At 44.7% G+C, this 19347-nt stretch carries 16 protein-coding genes; 5 read left to right on the top strand and 11 right to left on the bottom strand.

The window, feature by feature from the left end:
• The first annotated feature begins 84 nt into the window (after window positions 1-84).
• Together NSQ91_RS09655 and NSQ91_RS09650 are read left to right on the top strand one after the other, a co-directional pair.
• Entirely contained in the window at window positions 85-1248 is a 1164-nt protein-coding gene (locus NSQ91_RS09655) for a YhgE/Pip domain-containing protein (RefSeq protein ID WP_076304367.1), read from the top strand.
• A gap of 96 nt (window positions 1249-1344) precedes the next feature.
• The gene (locus NSQ91_RS09650) at window positions 1345-1854 is read left to right on the top strand and encodes a PadR family transcriptional regulator (protein ID WP_036684013.1); all 510 of its coding nucleotides are present in this window, start codon (window positions 1345-1347) and stop codon (window positions 1852-1854) included.
• Window positions 1855-1958: 104 nt separating this feature from the next.
• On the opposite strand, the gene NSQ91_RS09645 is transcribed toward NSQ91_RS09650, so the two are convergent.
• The 6 genes from NSQ91_RS09645 to NSQ91_RS09620 all read right to left on the bottom strand — a co-directional run bounded on the left by NSQ91_RS09645 (window position 1959) and on the right by NSQ91_RS09620 (window position 10698).
• Entirely contained in the window at window positions 1959-2216 is a 258-nt protein-coding gene (locus NSQ91_RS09645) for an AbrB/MazE/SpoVT family DNA-binding domain-containing protein (protein ID WP_036684015.1), read from the bottom strand.
• Between the two features lie 506 nt (window positions 2217-2722).
• The gene (locus NSQ91_RS09640) at window positions 2723-3361 is read right to left on the bottom strand and encodes a DUF6033 family protein (protein ID WP_076221158.1); all 639 of its coding nucleotides are present in this window, start codon (window positions 3359-3361) and stop codon (window positions 2723-2725) included.
• Between the two features lie 190 nt (window positions 3362-3551).
• On the bottom strand, window positions 3552-5633 hold the full coding sequence (locus tag NSQ91_RS09635; RefSeq protein ID WP_076304431.1) for a glycoside hydrolase family 36 protein: 2082 nt from the start codon (window positions 5631-5633) through the stop codon (window positions 3552-3554).
• Window positions 5634-5763: 130 nt separating this feature from the next.
• Window positions 5764-7074, bottom strand: a complete 1311-nt coding sequence (locus NSQ91_RS09630; RefSeq protein ID WP_076304366.1) for an ABC transporter substrate-binding protein — start codon at window positions 7072-7074, stop codon at window positions 5764-5766.
• Between the two features lie 122 nt (window positions 7075-7196).
• Window positions 7197-8843, bottom strand: coding sequence for a response regulator (locus NSQ91_RS09625; protein WP_076304365.1), 1647 nt, complete (start codon window positions 8841-8843; stop codon window positions 7197-7199).
• The gene (locus tag NSQ91_RS09620; RefSeq protein ID WP_076304430.1) at window positions 8836-10698 is read right to left on the bottom strand and encodes a sensor histidine kinase; all 1863 of its coding nucleotides are present in this window, start codon (window positions 10696-10698) and stop codon (window positions 8836-8838) included. Before NSQ91_RS09620 ends, NSQ91_RS09625 begins: the two co-directional genes overlap by 8 nt.
• 197 nt (window positions 10699-10895) lie before the next feature.
• Here NSQ91_RS09620 and NSQ91_RS09615 point away from each other — a divergent pair, with 197 nt between their 5' ends.
• Window positions 10896-11786, top strand: a complete 891-nt coding sequence (locus NSQ91_RS09615) for a carbohydrate ABC transporter permease (protein ID WP_036684044.1) — start codon at window positions 10896-10898, stop codon at window positions 11784-11786.
• Window positions 11786-12619 (top strand): carbohydrate ABC transporter permease, encoded by an 834-nt coding sequence (locus NSQ91_RS09610; RefSeq protein ID WP_036684045.1) that lies wholly within the window; start codon window positions 11786-11788, stop codon window positions 12617-12619. The genes NSQ91_RS09615 and NSQ91_RS09610 overlap by 1 nt, the downstream gene beginning before the upstream one ends.
• A 968-nt stretch (window positions 12620-13587) precedes the next feature.
• Here NSQ91_RS09610 and NSQ91_RS09605 read toward each other — a convergent pair.
• The 5 genes from NSQ91_RS09605 to NSQ91_RS09585 form a co-directional block, all read right to left on the bottom strand.
• Window positions 13588-14592, bottom strand: coding sequence for a CapA family protein (locus NSQ91_RS09605; protein ID WP_143763962.1), 1005 nt, complete (start codon window positions 14590-14592; stop codon window positions 13588-13590).
• A 132-nt stretch (window positions 14593-14724) separates the two neighbouring features.
• A complete protein-coding gene (locus NSQ91_RS09600) occupies window positions 14725-15384 on the bottom strand; it encodes a class I SAM-dependent methyltransferase (protein WP_076187130.1) in 660 nt (219 codons plus the stop codon).
• 152 nt (window positions 15385-15536) lie between these two features.
• Window positions 15537-16559 carry an SDR family oxidoreductase gene (locus NSQ91_RS09595; RefSeq protein WP_076191108.1) on the bottom strand — a complete coding sequence of 341 codons (1023 nt, stop codon included), beginning with the start codon at window positions 16557-16559 and terminating at the stop codon, window positions 15537-15539.
• A gap of 35 nt (window positions 16560-16594) precedes the next feature.
• Entirely contained in the window at window positions 16595-17443 is an 849-nt protein-coding gene (locus tag NSQ91_RS09590) for an NAD-dependent epimerase/dehydratase family protein (protein WP_076278563.1), read from the bottom strand.
• Window positions 17444-17474: 31 nt separating this feature from the next.
• Window positions 17475-18407, bottom strand: coding sequence for an aldo/keto reductase family protein (locus NSQ91_RS09585; RefSeq protein ID WP_038569620.1), 933 nt, complete (start codon window positions 18405-18407; stop codon window positions 17475-17477).
• Between the two features lie 174 nt (window positions 18408-18581).
• On the opposite strand from NSQ91_RS09585, the gene NSQ91_RS09580 reads away from it, so the two are divergent.
• Window positions 18582-18926 (top strand): winged helix-turn-helix transcriptional regulator, encoded by a 345-nt coding sequence (locus NSQ91_RS09580; RefSeq protein ID WP_036684053.1) that lies wholly within the window; start codon window positions 18582-18584, stop codon window positions 18924-18926.
• Window positions 18927-19347 lie beyond the last annotated feature (421 nt).

Genomic DNA, 19347 nt, shown 5'->3' with positions numbered 1-19347 from the left:
AGCTTTTTCTGTTGCAGTTTATATTTCGTTATGCTATATTTCAATCTGTAATATTACAACTTGAAATATAAAGGAGAAATAACCATGTCAAATCAATTAATCATGCGCTTCCTCAAGCAGCCTGCTACCATCATTGGAATTATAACTGCACTGTTGTTCCAAGTTTTTTTCAGCTTAATTTGGATTACAGGGTACGATCATGTAACGGATCGGGTAGATCAGCTGCCCATTGCTATTGTTAATGAGGATGGTACAAATGCCCAGCCTATAGTCGATGGGATTGCAGGATCACTTCAGTTCGTAACCAGACAGGATCTCCAACTAGAAAATGCAAAAGAAGCACTTGAGCATAGAGAAATCCGCATGATTATCAATATTCCCCAAGGGTTCACTGGACAGATCAGTAATCCATCTGCAAAGACTGAACTCCACTACTTCTTAAATGAATCTAATCCGCAGATGGTCAGCAATGTGATGCAGTCGGTAGCACTTAAAGTCACAGCTGCAATGAACACTCAAAGCAGTAATTCAGCACTAAGCCACACCTTGGATGCTATGAATCTGCCGCAGGCACAAGCGGAGATCATCAAAAGTGCTGCAAGCAGCCGCATTTCCGCCAACGTCGAAATCATTAACCCTACAACTAATTTTGCACAAACTATGGTACCCTTAATGATCGTTACCGCCTCATTTACCGGTGCTATGTTACTCGCGATGAATCTCCATAAAGCTTCCTCCAACTTGTCTGGACAATTTAGTAAATGGAATCGCTTTGCAGCCCGATTTGTCATAATGGGTGGAACGGCTGTGCTTATCTCACTAGTGGGAACTATCATGGTTAACTCACTCGGTATCCACTCTAATCGTGGCTTTCTGCTTATGTGGCTGTTCGAGTTCACGGTAATTCTCTCCTGTATGATCCTTGCTCAGTTTAGTCTGCTGCTCCTCGGGGATGCTGGCGGCTGGCTAAATATTGCGCTTCTCTCCATGCAAATGTTAGCGTCCGGAGCAACTATTCCACGCGATGTGCTTTCACCTTTTTATAACTGGATCGGTCCCTTTTCGCCCGCTTACTATGCAGTTAGTGGTATGCTCGACCTGGTTATTGGGGGTAACGGGGTATGGAAGGATATGTTCTATTTACTCTGTATTGGGGCAACAATTGCTGTATTAAGCGTACTTGTCACTTTCCTCCGTAAAGAAACTCGGATCTCACGAGAACAAGAGCCCGTGCCAGTAAATGCGTAATTATACAGTTTGCCACTCCGGCTATGCCATTTCAAATTGAGAGCGATATGCAGTTGTGATATGGTAGGAAGTGAAAGAAAGGAGCGGCAATGATTTATGAACATACAAGATGTTATTCTGGGGATTTTAAGCGAAAAACCTCATTCTGGTTACGAGATAAAACGACATTTCGAGGAATACTTCTCATTTTTCTTCGATGCCAGCTATGGCACGATCTATCCTACCCTAAGCAAGATGGAAAAGCTGAATCTGATCACTAAAGAATCTGTGCGACAGGAAGGCAAACCCGACAAAAATGTATTCACCATTACCTCTGCCGGCTTGGATCAGTTCCACGCTTATCTACAATCACCAGCCGAAAAAGATGTTCTGCGTTCTGACTTTTTTATGCACCTGTATTTTGGGGAAAAGACGGACAAAGAGAACATAGATAATCTGCTTCGGCAAGCATTGATAGAAAAGCAGGCAATGTACGACGATCTGGAACAGAAGTTGAACCAGCTAGATTACAAGTTATCTTCCTACCAGAAGTTGTGCATGGAGCTAGGCCTCGTACAATATGATGCTTTTATCAAAAAAATCCAAAGTGTGCTAGAGTCTAAATAAAACCCGCTTTCGAAAGTACACCATAAAAAAAGAACCAGTATTACATGCACATCTTGTGCTTGTAATACCGGTTCTTTTTTTTGAAATCATATGTGGTATATGGATTATGCTCTATCAAAGCTTGCAATAAGTTCATCAAGAACATCTTTGCTTACCATTTTACCTTTGAAATTGATCAGGTTTTCTGAGCTTCCGGAGAAGATACAAGTTGGCTCATATTTTCTAAGGATAATCTTTTCAGCGTCTACAAAAATCTCGAGCGGGTCTTTTATGTCGATTCCCATTGTTCTACGCAGTTCAATAGGAATTACGATACGTCCCAATTCATCCACTTTTCTTACTATGCCTGTTGCTTTCATCATCGTACATCCTCCCTTGAAGTCACATTTATAATCATTCTTGCTAAAAGCTATGTACGCTTCTATATGATAGTAATGATTACGCTACTACCTAATTCTAAAGTTCTATTCATTTCCTGTCAATTATTTTTCTACATTATATGATATTATTCGACAAAATTTCGACAATGTATGATATCTGTTGAGCCCCAAGATTTGAAGCCGTGTCAGAACACAAAAAAATAGGGGATTCTCTGGAATGTCGAAATTCACCCAGAATGTAACCCTACTTGATGACAATTCTACCCTAAAATACCTTCGTTAATCTATTTGTAAATCTTGTCACTCCGCTTATCCGCAATCACAGTAAGTAGGAAATTGTCGAAAACTAGCAAGAACGCTACTCCGTCATTTACCCAGATGTTTAGTAAGTCAAACTTAAATGTGGACTTTTGGTGAAAAAAAACAAAACCGCCTAAGAGGTCACAAACGCATTGACCCAGGCGGTAATTATGATAAAAAGTTCTTAATCATTTAATTAACAGGTTCTTTTTTCGCAGCATTGAATCTAGACTAGCTTGACGGATATTATTTAAATTCATGCTATCTTCTTCGCTGCCACTGGATATTTCTGTGGGTAACCCAAATTGTGATATGGGATCATTACTGCTTACTTTATTTAACGAGTCCAATTGGTCTGCACGTTTCTTTTTGTCTGCCTCTACTTCTTTTTGAATCTTTTCCCGCTCGGCAGGTGTCAAGTAATCACCAATCACCCAAAATGTAGCTGTTCCATCCGGATGTATAACGACACCACTGACATCACCGGGTTTATCATTCGCACTGGAAGTAAAATGATCCTGTATGATCGCTTCTACTTTGTTTTGCAGTTGTGGATCTGTTGCCGACTGATTCAGTATATTTGGAGCAATGGTTACATTTCCTTTGCCTGCACAATTGGAGTAAACACCCTTTACCGCTTCTTTGCTCTTGGGTATAGCTTGCACGTTGATCTTAATGTCGAATTTTTCTTCCAAATGTGTCAAAACCGCTTCTGCATGGGTTGTCGATAAGACATCTTGAAAAGAAATCTCTGAATTCTGATTTTTTGGGCTTACTTTTGTTGTTTCCACACGATTCAGGCTACTGAGTGAAGCTACATTCAACAACTTAAACCAACTCCCTTATTCTTTTTTCCTGTAGAATGCGGCAAATTGTATTAGTTCGATCTAGGCGGTTAAAGCATCCATTTAATATATCGGATTCCTGAATTTGTATTTACAGTGTTTTCTCCAATTGAAATACAAAGAAGCCTGCTCCCAAGTATTAGATACTAGGGGAGCAGGCCTGCTGCAAGCTTTACGAAGTAATCTCAAACAATCTCGCTGTTTTTCCTGGTGGGAGCGCCACCGTCAAAACCCCTGCCGATTTATCCCAATTCCAGGTTGAGCTATGCTGCTGAGGATAGGCACAGGTGATCGCCGGATCAAGTCCCTTCAGCTCTACCATCGGCAATTGGACATTCGCAGCTTCTCCGGCAATCCGCCATACCGCGACATACCGTCGTTCGCCGCGCCGCAGGCCAAGGCTGACCCATTCGCCCTCACTGTCCGGCAGGCCGAGTGGCCAGAAAGGTGTGGCGTGTGGGATATCACTGCGAATGGTTTTGTAATAATCCAGCGCTTCTTTAACTAGACTTCTGCGGTGGGGTTCAAGCTCCGCCAAATGACCGCTCTGGTGTACACGAAGCAACAACGCATTAACCATATTGAAGATGACTTCCTCATCGTCCCCCTCGCGCAGCGGATAAGACCAAACTGCGGACTGCTCCGGTGTCAGTGCTGCCGGAGAACCTGCGGCAATGGCCGCATACTGTACATAATCCTCCTGGTCGCTAGTAGACTGGATGCTGTGTCGGCTGAGCATCGCATAATCCATGCGCATTCCCCCGCTGGAACAGTTCTCGATAACAAGCTTCGGATAACGAACAAAGATACTGTCCAACCAAGCCAGATAAGCGCGGTTATGCTGTAGCAGCCCATCTCCGAAGCTGTCCGCATTCGTTTCTGTCCCAATGCCTGCATTGATGTTGTAATCCATTTTAATGTATCCTACACCGTACTGCTCAACCAGACGCGCAATAACACCGTTTGCATGATCAATGACTTTCGGGTTGCGGTAATCTAGCTGATAGCGGCTACGGTCCTTAACCCTTTTACCATGCCGCATGAAAAACCAGCTGTCATCAGTCTCCGCAAGCTTCGGGCTGTTGATGCCCATAACCTCCAGCTCAAGCCATAGTCCGGGAATCATCCCTTTGCTGCGGATATAGTCGAGCACATATTTAATTCCTTCCGGAAACCGTTCGCTGGAAGGCTCCCACTGGCCTACACCATCCCACCACTCTCCGGGTGCATACCAGCCAGCATCAATACAGAAATATTCACAACCTACTTCTGCGGCAGCATCAATTAAAGGCAGTAGCTTCTCAGTCGTTGGGCTTCCCCATAGGCAATTCATATAGTCATTAAAAATAATCCGCAACAGCTCATTATCCTCATTAGGTCTGCGGATCATCCGGCGATATGACGTAAGCTGTTCAGCCGCGCCCTGGAATCCCCCCTGCACAGCACCCACGGCTACCGGCACCGAGGTAAACTCTTCACCGGGAGCTAGCTTCAGCCACCAATGGTTGTCATGTTCTGTAGGTCCGCTGACCAGCAGGGTAAGCTGATCGTATTGATCCGTCAGCTCCCAATGCCAGGAGCCGTTATGCTCAATCTGCCAGAACAGGCTTGTCCCGCTCTCCTTATTATGCAAAACCGCCATCGGCAGAAGTTCCGCTGCTGACCAAGAGCCTGTATTGCTTGAGGCAATTCGTTTGGAGCCACGGTCTGCCAAATGATACATTCCGAGCTCAGGCAGGCGGTAGGTCCGCCACTGAAGTTCACTCTGCCATCCGCTGTGAGCAAGGGATACTTCAATCTTATCATTGCGCTCCCCGCCCCCCTCTTTGTCTACACCTGTAAGAGCAAAGGAGGAGATGTATTCCACTGCCACCTCAGCTTCTCCAGCATTCTTTAGCACTGTCCAGCTTCGAACGATTTGCACACCCTTGTAGAACTGGAAATGCTGCACTGCCTGGATTTCCGAAATCGGATCAGCCAAGCTAAACTCCAGTTTACGTCCGAGCGCATTCACTGTATCGCTGTGCCCCGCATATACCATCCGAAGACCCGGATAGGATGCTCGGTGTGTGCGCCCGTGATATTCGGCGCGGTCTTCGCCCGATAATTGCAGCTCCAGCAGCCGGAAGCCTTGCTTGTTCTTATCTGCTATGGCTGCTTCCAAAGGTGCCGCTCCAAAATGCAACAGCCGTACATCCTGATCTTCCGTAACTTCAATCGTAAGATATAGTCCATTTTCAATGATTTCAATCATTTGGCTATTCACAATAATGTACCTCCTGACTTTGTCTCAGTATCTTCTTATGATTATATAACATGTAAAAAAAGGACGGTTCTCCAGTAAGTGAATCTTACCTTGGAGCCCGCCCCTGATCTGAACCTAATTATTCTGCCGATCCGAATTGAATCCAAGCTTTTTGAATTTCATCGATGGCTTGATCCTTAGTTTTGCTGCCGCCGATGTAAGCCTGCATGAGTTCACCAAATTTTTGGTGGAAGGTATCCAGAGAGTAGTTCACGGACAGGTCGCCGGATTTCTCTGTTTTGAGGATTTCTTCCATTTCTTTTGGCATTTGCAGGTCAGGCATAGGAGCATCCTTAATTGGAGGAATAACCTTAGCTACTGTAGAGAACCAGTTCTTACCGTATTCAGAAGTATACAGCCAGTTGAAGAATTCAATAGTCTCAGCAGCTACAGCAGAATCCTTATTGATACGCAGGGCTTGATCCGCACCAGTAATGATCTGGGACTGTTCAGCCTTGTCGCTGACTGGGTAACCCATAATACCCAGGTCGAAGTCCGGTGTAATTTTCTTAATGGCTTCTTCATCCCATGCGCCTTTACCCGTCATGAACGCTGTTTTGCCGGATGCAAAGTCGCTGACTTCAGCATTGCTGTCCCGTTCAAGCGGTTTGTCTGTGCCATGTTTAACAGTGGTATCAACGAAGCTGAAGAAGTTATTGTACAGCACCGGGTGATCCTTGATCGTGGTTTTTCCGGCAATAAAATCGTTTACTAGTGTCTTAGCATCCGTACCCGCATCTTGGGCTGCCACATCTACGAAGTGTTGGAAGATGTGTTTCCATACCCACCACTCTTTATAAGCGTTGGCAAAAGGAGTAATGCCTTTAGCTTCAAGCTTAGTAATCGCATCGTCCATTTGGGCTGTTGTCTTAGGAACTTCTGTAATCCCAGCATCAGCCAACAGTTTCTTGTTGTACATCAGGACGAATAGATTTCCTTTTACCGGAAGACCGAGCACTTTACCGTCCGAAGAACTCATGTTAGAACGCACTGCATCGGTCATCGCCGCAGCCAGTGGCTCATTAGTTAGGTCAGCACTATACTCCGCAAAGGTATCAATATCTCCGCCCGCTGTGGTCTGGAATACGTCAGGTGTACTTCCCGCAGCAATCTTCGATTTGAGCACCGTATTGTAGTCAGCCTGCATAATCTCCAGATTAATCGTCACATTCGGTTTAACTTTCTTGTACTCGGCAATATAAGCGTTAAAAGCATCAGTGTACTCGGGTGATGCGGTGAACATATTAATCGTGACCGGCTTGCCAGAATCTGTGGCAGGAGTATTCCCTGTTCCGCTATTGTTAGCGGCATTGTTGTTTCCGCCGCAGCCCGCCAGTAATCCGCCGACGAGCAGCAGACTCGCAGATAAAGCCATAAATCTTTTTAACATGATGTTGCCCCCTTTTCCTCATGCATCTAGTGGTCTTGAGACAATTCTAAAGAAAAAGAAAAAGGATAAGAATGTACATAAGTGAACTTATTAGGGTAAAAAAGTGTGTTCATGTAACCGCTTCACTCCTCCCCGTTCAATAGCAGAACCCGATATTCAGAAGGTGAACAGTCATAATAATTCCGGAACGCCTTGCTGAAATAATTTTTGTCCTTGTACCCCAACATCTCGGAAATGTCTTGGATTTTCAAGTCGGGGGTGGATAGCAGCTCCTTTGCCTTGTCCATTCTTACCTTTTGTACATACTCATGTATGCCATAACCATATTGCCCTTTAAAAAGTTTCATCAAGTATTCTCTGCTCAGGAAATATTTATCCGTGAACATCGATATTTTAATATTCTCAAAATAGTGATTATCAATGTATGCTTTAATATTTTCCAGTACGCTGGGGCGATTGCCAGCAAGGCTTTTGCTGATTTCATTGCCATAGCAATCTAGAATTCCGCTCAGCACCCGCTCAAATTCGCCAAAGGAAGCAAAATCGCTTCCGATGCCTAGCCCGCGCAATCCTTTATCTTTACCGCCGCGAATACGTTCGGGGATCGCATCCAGCTCCGTGGCAATATCGTTCAGCAAAATAATAAACTCCTCTATCTGTCGGTCAGCCTCGCCCAGATTAAAACGTCCGGAAGCCTCCCATTTCTTCGTGAATTCGCTTAAAATACTTTTGGCATGATTGATGTTCCCGCTCTCCAGTGCGTTGCGAATCAAGGGCATACGTCCCGTCAAGGAAGGATTATCTTTCGCCTGGGAAGTATCGTTGCTGCTATTTGTGACAATCGCTCCCTTCAGCGTCAGGAGGTCAATCCCGTCGAGAGAGGCTTTGGCAGTCTCATAGGATTGAGCAAGCGCCATGATGTCACCATAGGGCTGTCCGATTCCTCCGGCAACAACAATTCCGAATAGCTCTTTCAGCGTCGAGACTAACTTCTTCATATGATGTAAAGAGCGGAAAGTTGCGTCCTCCTCATAGCCGCCTTTCATCGTGAAGATGGCGATAAACTCGCGTTCTCCCTTATGGCTGGCGAAGCTGAAAGCCTGAAAATGCTCATCGCTATTCTCATTAATCACATTTGTGACGGCAAAATGCAGCAAATCCCGGTCCTCATGGAAGCGATTACGACGCACTTGTTCCAAATTGAGCACCCGCAGTACACCCGCAGCAAAATAGTTTCCGGTCGTATCGGCGCCGATCAACGGCAGAAAAGCCTCGTTGGACTGATTTTTGAAGCTGCGCTCAATGATCGACAGATAGATTTTCTCCTTTAGCTTCGGCAGAGACATGTTGAGCGTAATGTTCCTGTTGATGAACTCGCTTTCTTTCTTGCGTTTAGCCTCCAGCACATCGATAGCTTTACGTAAGGCCGCATTCAAATCCCCCCGGTTGACCGGCTTTAATAAATAATCAACTACCTTAGAACGGATAGCCTGGCGGGTATATTCAAAATCATTGTAGCCGCTGATTACAATCGTCAGCAGTTCCGGGAACTCCTTCTCCACGATCTGCAGCAGCTCACTTCCGTTCAGCTCCGGCATCTTCATGTCGACCAATACGAGATCGATCTTTTGCTCACGCAGCATGGCTAGGCCCATACTTCCATCCGTAGCCTCCAGTACCTGATCGACACCTAGTCCTTTCCAGTCTCCCAGGATGTTGATCGCCTCACGCAACGGTTCCTCATCATCTATAATCAGTACTTTATACATGGTTAATCCCTCCCCGCGGTAACCGCATGTCCATCTTTGTTCCGCCAGCATCACTGGTAATGGCCAAACCCGCAGCCTCACCATACAAAAGCTTCAGCCGCGTGTTCAAATTTTTCAGTCCAATGCTTTCCGTGTCACTTTCTGCAGCGTCTTCTCCGCCCTGATCCTCCCACTGGATTTGAAGAGAATTTCTCACTTGCTCCAGCCGCTCCCCGCTAAACCCCGGTCCATCATCCGTCACTGAAATAACAGTATGGCTAGGCGTCACATGCGCTTCAATGGTAATTGTGATCGTTGTGGATACTTTTTCCAGCGCATGCTTGATGCAGTTTTCTACCAAGGTCTGAATGGACAGCTTCGGAATCTCCAGCTCCAGCAAAGGGTCTTCCCACTGGTAGGCCACCTGCATTCTGTTTCCGAAACGGGCCTTCTGCAGCGCTAAATAACGTTCAATATGCTTTAATTCCTCTCTGGCATGGACCACATCTTTGCCACTAATGCAGTATCTCAGCGTCATAGCAAGATTATCGACCATATCGACAATATCATCATTGTTGTTTTTCAGCGCCTTGGTGGAAATGGCTTGCAGGGCATTATATAAGAAATGTGGATTGATCTCAGCTTCCAGTGCTTTGAGTACAGCATTTTTCTCGACAATTTTCATTTTGTACCGTTCATTGATCAGCTCATTCGTCTTTTCCACCATCTTATTGAAGTGGCGAGACAGATAGGCAATTTCATCCTTTCCTTCAACCTGTGCTTCAGCGTCAAAGCTGCCTGTACTGAACCGCTTCATCTGCAGCGACAGATTCTTTAGCGGGCTCGTTATTTTGTTCGAAATAAAGCTGACCAAGATGACCGAAACGATTAAAAATAACAGTCCTATGAAATAGTTCAATTTGCGTGTTGTCGTGGCTGCTTCATAAATTTCTTTGTAGGGAATCGGCTTAATCAGCTTCCAGCCTTCTTTTTTGCTGATGTCATAAATCACTAGATACTTCTCTTCTTTATCCGACCACGTCACGCGTCCTCCTGAGGCTAGTGTCAGCTCCTTAAGCAGTCCCTCTTGTTCGCTCTGTTGATAAAACCCGGGGTCATCCACCACAAAAGGTTCATTATCGGGACTGACGTACATTAGGTGCTGCCCTTTACTGAAGGGAATATCCTTCATAATCTCGTCCGTAACCGAGGAGTTGAAATAAAGGGAGAGCACCGCCTGCGGCTCCCTGGAGACTATGGAGCGCAGCAATCGATGGTAGCCCATGAAGCTTTTATCCTTATTTATAGGGTAGTCAGAGCTATCGATCATCGAGGATTGGTTTTTTACAAAAGACTGGTAAGAACGGTTAAACGGGCTGGCCAGCGCTTTTTTATACCAGGAAAGATTCTCAATCGACGGATGCTCGGCGACCCGCACGGTAATATTGTAGTTCTCTTTGGTGACATAATAATACTTGTGCTCCTTGATCACATACAGGTAGATAGCTTCCAGATCATTGCGGGAGAAGTACAGGTTCTTCAAGTAGTCCTCCACATACATCTTCGAGGCATAATCCTCCGATTCATGCAAAATCGCATAGGCGATCTCGTCATACGATATTTGCGGCAGGGATAATTGCTCGATGCCGTCCAAATAACTCTCCAGATTCCGGCCGACAAGCAACAGATTGTTGCTCGTACTGGCGATGCTGTTATCCACCGATTCTTTTCGCAGCATGCCGTATGAAATGAACGTCAGTGAGGTCACCACCAAAATAATGATGATTGTAAACAGCAAAATAAGCTTGTTCGCCAACCTGCGTGAGACAAGCTCCAGCACGGGTTCAAACCGCTTTATGATCCACTTTTTAATAATGACCGGCAACCTCCTCCACGATTTACAGGCTTAATTATAAATATTTCAGTTCACCTTTTTACCCCTAACTGTACTCTTAAATCCATTTTTGAGTATAGGGTACTGCTCTATAATACACAATATAGACTAACCGGAATGGTTATGTGTGGCAAGCCTAGTCGATATTACCACCCAACAAATCAAGAAGAGGTGCATCCATGTTAAAATCACTCGGCAAAAGATGGCGCGAGAAAACAGAATTCGGATTATTCACTCTCCCAGTCCTCATCTGTATCGCTGTAGCATTCTACATTCCGTTTGCCATGACTATCCGCTATTCGATGACCAAATGGAACGGAATTTCGAAACACCCTAAGTTTGTCGGACTAGATAATTTCAAACAAATCTTTATGGGCGACACCAACTTCGCCAATTCAGCCTGGTTCACCATAAAGTATGCGATTCTGTACATTGTTCTCGTTAACGTGCTGGCCATTCTGCTCGCACTGGTTCTGGACATGAAGCTGAAGAGCACCCCTTGGCTGAGAGCCGCTTTCTTTATTCCCTATATCCTCAGTCTTGTCATTGTCGGTTTTATCTGGAAATTTATCTTTATGCAAGGTTTCAACTCACTCGGAGAAAGTACAGGCTGGTCCATATTTGGTCTAAGCTGGCTAGGGACGCCGGGACTTGCTTTCGTCTCCATACTGGCCGTCTCCATCTGGCAGTCGATTGGTTTTTATCTGGTCATTTATATTGCCGGTCTGCAATCTGTACCTGAGGATCTCAAAGAAGCAGCCACAGTTGATGGCGCTGGTCCCATGAGAAAATTCTTCAGTATTACACTGCCACTGCTCGCTCCATCCATTACGATTTCTGTGTTCATGGCACTGACCAATTCGATCAAGGTGTTCGATGTCATCTTGTCATTAACCGGGGGTGGACCTGGCGGAACTACCTACAGTATCGCTTACGATATCTACCGGGATACCTTCCAGAACAATCTGTATGGATACGGTACAGCGAAAGCGCTTATCCTGTTCCTAGCCGTCTTGGTGGTAACCATTCTCCAGTTAGCATTCTTCAAACGAAGAGAGGTTGAGGCATAATGAATACAAACCGCAAAGCAGGCCGAATTATTCTAGAGGTTGTTATGGTCATCCTCTCTCTTCTGTTTCTATATCCGCTATTTCTGACGATTATCAACTCGTTAAAAAGCTTTAGCGAAGTCATGACGGATGTCATCGCCCTGCCGAAACATCTGGTCTTCGGCAACTATTCCTACGTGTGGAAGTTTATCAACTATCCGAAGCTGTTCCTGAACAACTTTGTCATTACCGGTGTAGGTCTTCTGGGTATTGTGTTCATTTCATCCATAGCAGCCTACAAGCTGGCACGGACGAAATCCAGACTGAGCGGGGTTATTTATTTCCTCTGCATTATGCCGATGCTGATTCCGTTCCAATCGATCATGCTGACCGTTCTGCAAACGGCTAAAACCTTAAATCTCTCTGAGAGTACTTGGGGACTTGGGTTGTTATATTGGGGTTTCGGTGCTCCACTCGCCGTGTTTATCTACCATGGATTCGTCAAGGGTATTCCGGTTGAAATTGATGAGAGTGCCACGATTGATGGAGCATCCGGCTTCCGCCTGTTCTTCAGTGTCATCTTCCCACTCCTGAAATCAGTCACAACAACCATTGTCATTATCGACGTAATGTGGATCTGGAATGACTTCCTGCTCCCGCTGCTCATGGTCAACGGCTCCCCAGATACCAAAACGTTGACACTGGCTGCCTACACCTTCGTGGGCCAATATACCTCAGATTGGCAATATGCGATGACAGCTATGGTCATGGCGGTGCTGCCATCGATCGTGGTATTCATCTTCTTGCAAAAGTACATCGTTAAGGGTGTTGTTGCGGGGGCGGTGAAGGGCTGATTATCTAATTCCAAACTTAGCTTCTGCATAAAAAGGGGGTGATCCATATGGATCTCCCCCTTTTTGCAGACATTCCAATACTTTGCATACTGCTGCGGTCAGCTTTTGATGCAGACGTTCCAATACTAACTAGTAGTTTAACTGTATTTTGTACAACTATAATTCTGCAACTCGCTCGGCTGATGGATATAACTGTATTTCGTGCAACTATTCTGTTGATATATTGCCCTCTAGGTCGATTCTCTAGTTTTTAGTTGTATAGAATACACTTAAAAGCAGAATGGTCCGTTTTACATATAATATAGGTGTATAGAATACAGTTATTTCACAAACACAACGGTGATACTTTATAGGCACTCCATACGGACTCCATTGGTACTCCATTGGTACTCTCTACATACTGCTGCAGTCAGCTTTTGATGCAGACGCTCCAATACTCTACATACTGCTGCAGTCTGCTTTTGATGCAGACATTCCAATACTTTGCATACTGCTGCGGTCAGCTTTTGATGCAGACGTTCCAATACTAACTAGTAGTTTAACTGTATTTTGTACAACTATAATTCTGCAACTCGCTCGGCCGATGGATATAGCTGTATTTCGTGCAACTATTCTGTTGATTTATTGCCCTCTAGGTCGATTCTCTAGTTTTTAGTTGTATAGAATACACTTAAAAGCAGTATGGTCCGTTTTACATATAAAATAGGTGTATAGAATACAGTTATTTCACAAACACAACGGTGATACTTTATAGGCACTCCATTGGTATTCCATACGCCACATCATACGTACTCCATTGGTACTCCATACGCCACATCATACGTACATCATACGTACTTCATCCCACCCCATACATACTCCATACGTACTTCATGCCACATCATACATACTCCATAAGTACTCCACACATTTCGCATTCTAACGAGATCGAGCGCGATCCGTGAATAGCTAATCAGAGTTTGTATTTATTAAAGCTGCTTTTCCGTGACCCTGCCGTTAGCATCTATGTTGGCATTAAAAGATAGGGTGTTCAGGAGCTTAATCGTTTTCCTATTGTAGGAATCATCCATAAAATTGGGCTGTCCGCCAATGATTTTGACAGGGGTAATCTTGCTGGTCATCTTGGAGTCCTTAATCTCAACGTTCAATAGCATAGAATTAAGTGTTTTTTCCCCACCACGTGTGGAGCGATTAAACACAAAATTCCCAAGTGAATAATAAATGGGCTTGTGCTTATAGTATTCGATGCCCATAAGGCAGTGACTGTGTGCGCCAAGGATTAAATCCGCCCCGCTATCAATCATCTGTTTAGCTAGTGTGCGAGCGTACTTTTCAGGGAAATCCTTAAACTCTTCATTCCAGTGAATATATACGATCGTGAAATCATTCTCCTTGGACATCTTCTGAATGGCGCTAAGCATAGGCTGCAAGGTGTAAGCTGAAGCGGCTCCCGGTTTGTTTTTGCCGGCATACCATGAAGGATTTGAAAGCACACGGCTAACACCAAGGATGGCGATCTTTTTCCCTTTTACCGTCTTAGTATAAGGCTTGAACGCTTCGTCTTCATCTTTGCCAGCGCCTGTATGGCCAATCTTGTTTCGATCCAAATGGATCAGCGTGTCGAGCATAGCGTCTTTTCCATAATCCAAAATATGATTATTCGCCAAGGACACTCCATCAATCCCTGCATAGGTTAAGCCGCCCAACGTTGCTGGTTTGGATCTGAAGGCAAAGGTTTTCTCTGCCGCTTTCCCTCGGATAGACACAGGCGTCTCCAGATTGGCGAAGGCGATGTCAGCCTTTTGCAGAGTAGGTGCGACCTTTACAAACGGAAAGTTCACCCCATATTTAGCAATCTGATCGCCAACAAAACCGTCCAAAAGGATATCACCCGCAAAAGCAAGCTTTATAGGATCTGAAGATAGTGAAGCTGCACTGGAAGCAGATGTCACAGGAACTATTAGTGATAACATAAGTGTAATGAGTGCTATTCTACGCAAAACCTTCGATCCTAATCTCAAAAAATACAGCCTCCTCTCATCTTTTGTTAGCTATGATCCTAGCATACTGGAAAGAGGTTACTAAATTAAGAGTAGAAAGACCTGTTATTCCTTTGCTTTTTTCAGAACGGCTCTAAAACAATTTAATCCACCCCATGCATCCGTATGCACAGCATCCGCAGGCAATTCAAAATCTGTCTCCCCCCAATACTGAAATCCAGTTTGTAGCAGCAGGTCATTCATAAGACTCAGATTTACCGTTGGATAATCAAATGTCAATACCAATAATCCTTCTTCGTTCAACGTCCGGTGAAATTCCCGTAAAGTACCGACCGTATCCTCAAAGCTCAAATGCTCCAATACCGATATGCAAAAAACAGTGTCAAAGCTTTCATCCTCATAAGGCAGATCCGTCAGATTAGCTTGAGCGAAATGCAGGTTGTTTGTTCTTCTAGCGATAACCTGCTTCGCCGCTTTTTCCCCAATCTCACTCTCAATACATTCTTGGATAGCTTTTGGGTAAATAACCCTACTGTCCATATCGCAGGCATAGACCTCTGCACAAACCCCTGCCAAATAAAACTTCAAGGGATGAGGAATCCCACAGGCTGCATCCAGCACAACACCATGCGGAGAAATAAAGTTAATACACCACTCATATTCAAAGGGACGGCTCCACCATGATTCCGGCAGATCATAAATTAACTTCTCACGACGTGCATCTGAATTTACGAAAAAACGCGAGACAAAGGGATGGGTTGGCATGGCCAGGACTCCTTTTTCAACGGAATTTTAGGTAGTGAGAGTATATTCATGATTTGCTGATTCATTCCATAACCTTACATTGAACGAGACAAACCCAAAAAAACGGCTGCTCCCTTAGGAACAGACCGTCTTTAAATATAACTGTATAAACCTTATGCGTAGAATGAAAGAGGTTTGGCCTCAATTCCATGTCTCTCGATCAACTTATCAAGTAACGCAGACCATTCCGCATCGACCGTACATTGCTCAGGATGAGCCTCGAACCAAGCAACCGACTGCTTGATCCCTTCGGAGAAAGGCACAGTAGCCTGGAAGTCAGGTACGAAACGTTTGATTTTGCTATTATCAAAAACACTGCTTACCGCTTGATCACCGATCAAGCCATCCGCTGTCCCTGGAGGGGAAAAGGCTGTGATAAAGTCTGTGGAGATATGCACCACTTTAGGTTCCACACCTGCCGCTTGTCCGATGGCCGCATAGATCTGGTTCCAATTTAATACCTCGTCGGAAGTTATATGAATGGCCTCGCCTATCGCTTCCGGATGTCCAAGCAATCCAACGAAACCTTTGGCAAAATCCGAATTATGTGTCAGTGTCCACAAAGAGGTTCCATCTCCATGTATGACTAAAGGTAAGCCGCGGCGGATACGATCGATCAGTGACCAAGGATGCTGGCCACTTGTGAGTGCCGCAGGGATGGCTGTATTTCCATAGGTATGGGAAGGACGAACAATCGTAACCGGGAATCCGTTCGCCTTGTAAGCTTCCATCAACAGCTGCTCACACGCAATTTTATTCCTCGAATACTCCCAATAAGGATTCTCCAGCGGTGTCTCTTCTGTGATTACATAATTACGCTGCGGTTTCTGATAAGCAGAGGCTGAGCTGATAAAAATGTACTGCTTCGTTTTACCTGTGAACAGGTCAATGTCTGCCTGCACATGTTCCGGTGTAAAAGCAATCCAGTCTACCACTACATCAAATTCGTAATCTCGTAATACTAATGCGGCTTCTGCCGGATTACGAATGTCTCCTTTAATTACTTTTGCACCTTCTGGAACGAATTCATCCCGCTGTCCTCTGTTGAACAAATACAGCTCGATTCCTTGATCTACAGCCAACGGGGATACAGCCTGACTAATTAATCCCGTACCTCCGATAAATAAGACCTTCATTTTGCACGCTCCTTATAGTGAATCCGGCTCGTTATTTACTGGTTAACAAAATCTCGCCATACGTGCTTCGGCTGCCAATTTAGCAGCTTTTTGGCCTTCTCATTACTGAGTAGCGACTCGTGACCCTCCAGCGGCTGGCGGAAATCCGTCACCTCTGGATAACGTGCGGCCATTAGCTCTCTGCTAGGAACAGCCATGCTGGTCTCATCTGCACATATATTAAGAGCAACCGCTCCCAATCCATCCGTTTCGATTGCCAATTGGCAAGCTGTTGCTACATCCCGTGTATCTATATAACTCCATAGAATCCGATCGCGCTGCGCTGGATCATGAATGAAGGAAGGGAAACGTTCATACGCCGATGGATCAATAACATTTCCGATTCGTAGGGAAACGACCTGTATACCCTTTCTGCGATAGAACATCTCAGCGGTTTGCTCATTCACAACCTTAGACAGACCGTAGCTGTCTTCAGGTAACTGTGGATGCTCCTCATCCATAGGCACATACTTCGGCCCCAAAGGATTAACCGCAAAACAGATTCCGTAAGAGGATTCACTGGAAGCAATCACTGCTTTCCGAATCCCGAGACCCGCTGCAGCCTCCAAAATGTTATAGGTAGATACTACATTATTTTGAAAGGTAACCTCACTTGTCTTTATATTTGCAGCTGGGATCGCAGCCAAATGTACAACTGCATCAGCGCCTGCGAGCACACCATATACTTCACCCAAATTATTCAAATCAGCAATCATCGTTTGGCACAAAGAATCTGCGGATTTTTGCGTATCTACATTCACAACCTCATACCCTTGCTCTACAAAATGCCGGACCACCCATCTGCCCAACATCCCACTGCCGCCTGTAACAACTACTTTCGCCATGAGTGTGTCTCCTTTTTTATGAAGCTAACAACTACTCCAGAATCTCCTCAATCTGCTTCAAAATCTCTTCCGAAAGCTCAATACCTGAAGCCTTAACATTCTCTTCGACCTGCTGCGGACGGCTGGCACCCACCAGCGCACTAGCTACATTAGGTTGACGCAAAATCCAAGCCAAAGCCAAATTCCCAACAGAAATATTCAGCTCCGTGGCGATCCCACTCAATTGGCGGACTTTTTCAATCTTTTCTTCTGTAATCGAATCTTTTAATCGATCCAGCTTAGCAGCACGGCTATCCTCAGGGATGTCCGTGTTATACTTTCCAGTTAACAGCCCTTGAGCCAGTGGAGAAAATACTACCTGTCCAATCCCACGGCGCTCGCCAAGCGGAATAATCTCTTTCTCAATATAACGGTTAAACATATTATAAATCGGCTGATTAACAACAATATGATCTAGCAAATAGCGGTCTGCTACAGCTAACGCATCGGTCATTTGCGCCGCCGTCCACTCACTAACACCGACATAATATACCTTGCCTTGCCGAACCAGATCATCTAGCGCACGTAAGGTCTCTTCAATTGGAGTTTCCGGATCAAAACGGTGGCAATACATAATATCCACGTATTCTACTCCGAGACGTTTCAAGCTAGCATGACACTGTTCCGTGATATGTTTGCGGGATAGTCCACGGTCGTTAGGTCCCGAGCCCATTTCCCCGTATACTTTAGTAGCTAATACATAGGACTCACGAGAGTAGTTACGTAAAGTCTCACCTAGTACTTTCTCGGCAGCACCTTTTTCATAAACATTTGCAGTATCAAAAAAATTTACGCCTAAGTCGTAAGCGGTTTCAATGGCATTAACAGCATTATCTCTTTCCACATAGCCTCCGTATGTCAGCCAGCTTCCCAAACTAATCTCACTGACTTTTAAACCGGTTCCACCTAATCTGCGATATTTCATAATAACTGCTCCTCTCCATAGTTCCGTGTTTGATTTTGGCAGGTTGCTTAGCACTCATATTCATTCTAGAATAGTTTGTATATAATAGAAAGAAGTGAAAATTAGTTTATTATATGATCTCTAGTGTAGTTACTATACTAGAGTATAGTAGCTTCACAAACAGGAGGAGATACCTTGAAGACAGCTAAATCTACTAATAATTATATCCCCAAAACCCCTGTTACTATTGAATGTAATGTTGAAAAAACACTTGAAGTATTAGGTGGAAAATGGGCCTTTCTTGTCCTCAGAGAGCTATTCGACGGCACGCAGCGTTTTGGGGCACTGCAACGAAAAATCACTAATGTTTCTCCCCGCGCACTAACCACTACGTTGCGCCATCTGGAGGAGCATGGTGTGCTTGAACGTCACGTATTTCCGACTGTTCCTGTTACGGTAGAATATTCGCTTACTCCCAAAGGTGAGGATTTACATCAAATTTTGAAGGAAATGAAGCTGTGGTCCGCGAAATGGACTTAGCTTGAGCAGATTGTGACTGATGAAAAAAGAAGCTGTCCAAAAAGTAGAGAATTCTACTTATAGGGCAGCTTCTTTTTTATAAATAGGCTATACAATGGATGGATTGTTACTTTAACCCATGGGATATGTGCGGCGTGCGGCGTGCGATGTGCGGTGTGCGGTGTGCGGTGTGCGATGTATGATGTACGCTTTAGTGTAATTGGGGAAAAACTCCCGAAAAATAGCCGAAATTCGCTAAAAAAGAGCATTATGAGGGAATTTCTCCCTAAAAATCGAGGTAATTCCTTTATTTTTCACCAAATCAGGTAAATCACAGGGAGGTTTTCCCTAATTATAAGTTAGATGACCAAATATCTAAGAATTATAGGGAGAAATTCCCTAATTATAGAGTCGGAATACGGATTTGGTTAACTAAAAACAA

Source organism: Paenibacillus sp. FSL R7-0048 (assembly GCF_038004505.1).
Lineage (GTDB): Bacteria > Bacillota > Bacilli > Paenibacillales > Paenibacillaceae > Paenibacillus_AQ > Paenibacillus_AQ odorifer.
Note: the sequence above shows the minus strand (reverse complement) of the source record. Positions and strands in the feature narration are given on the sequence as shown.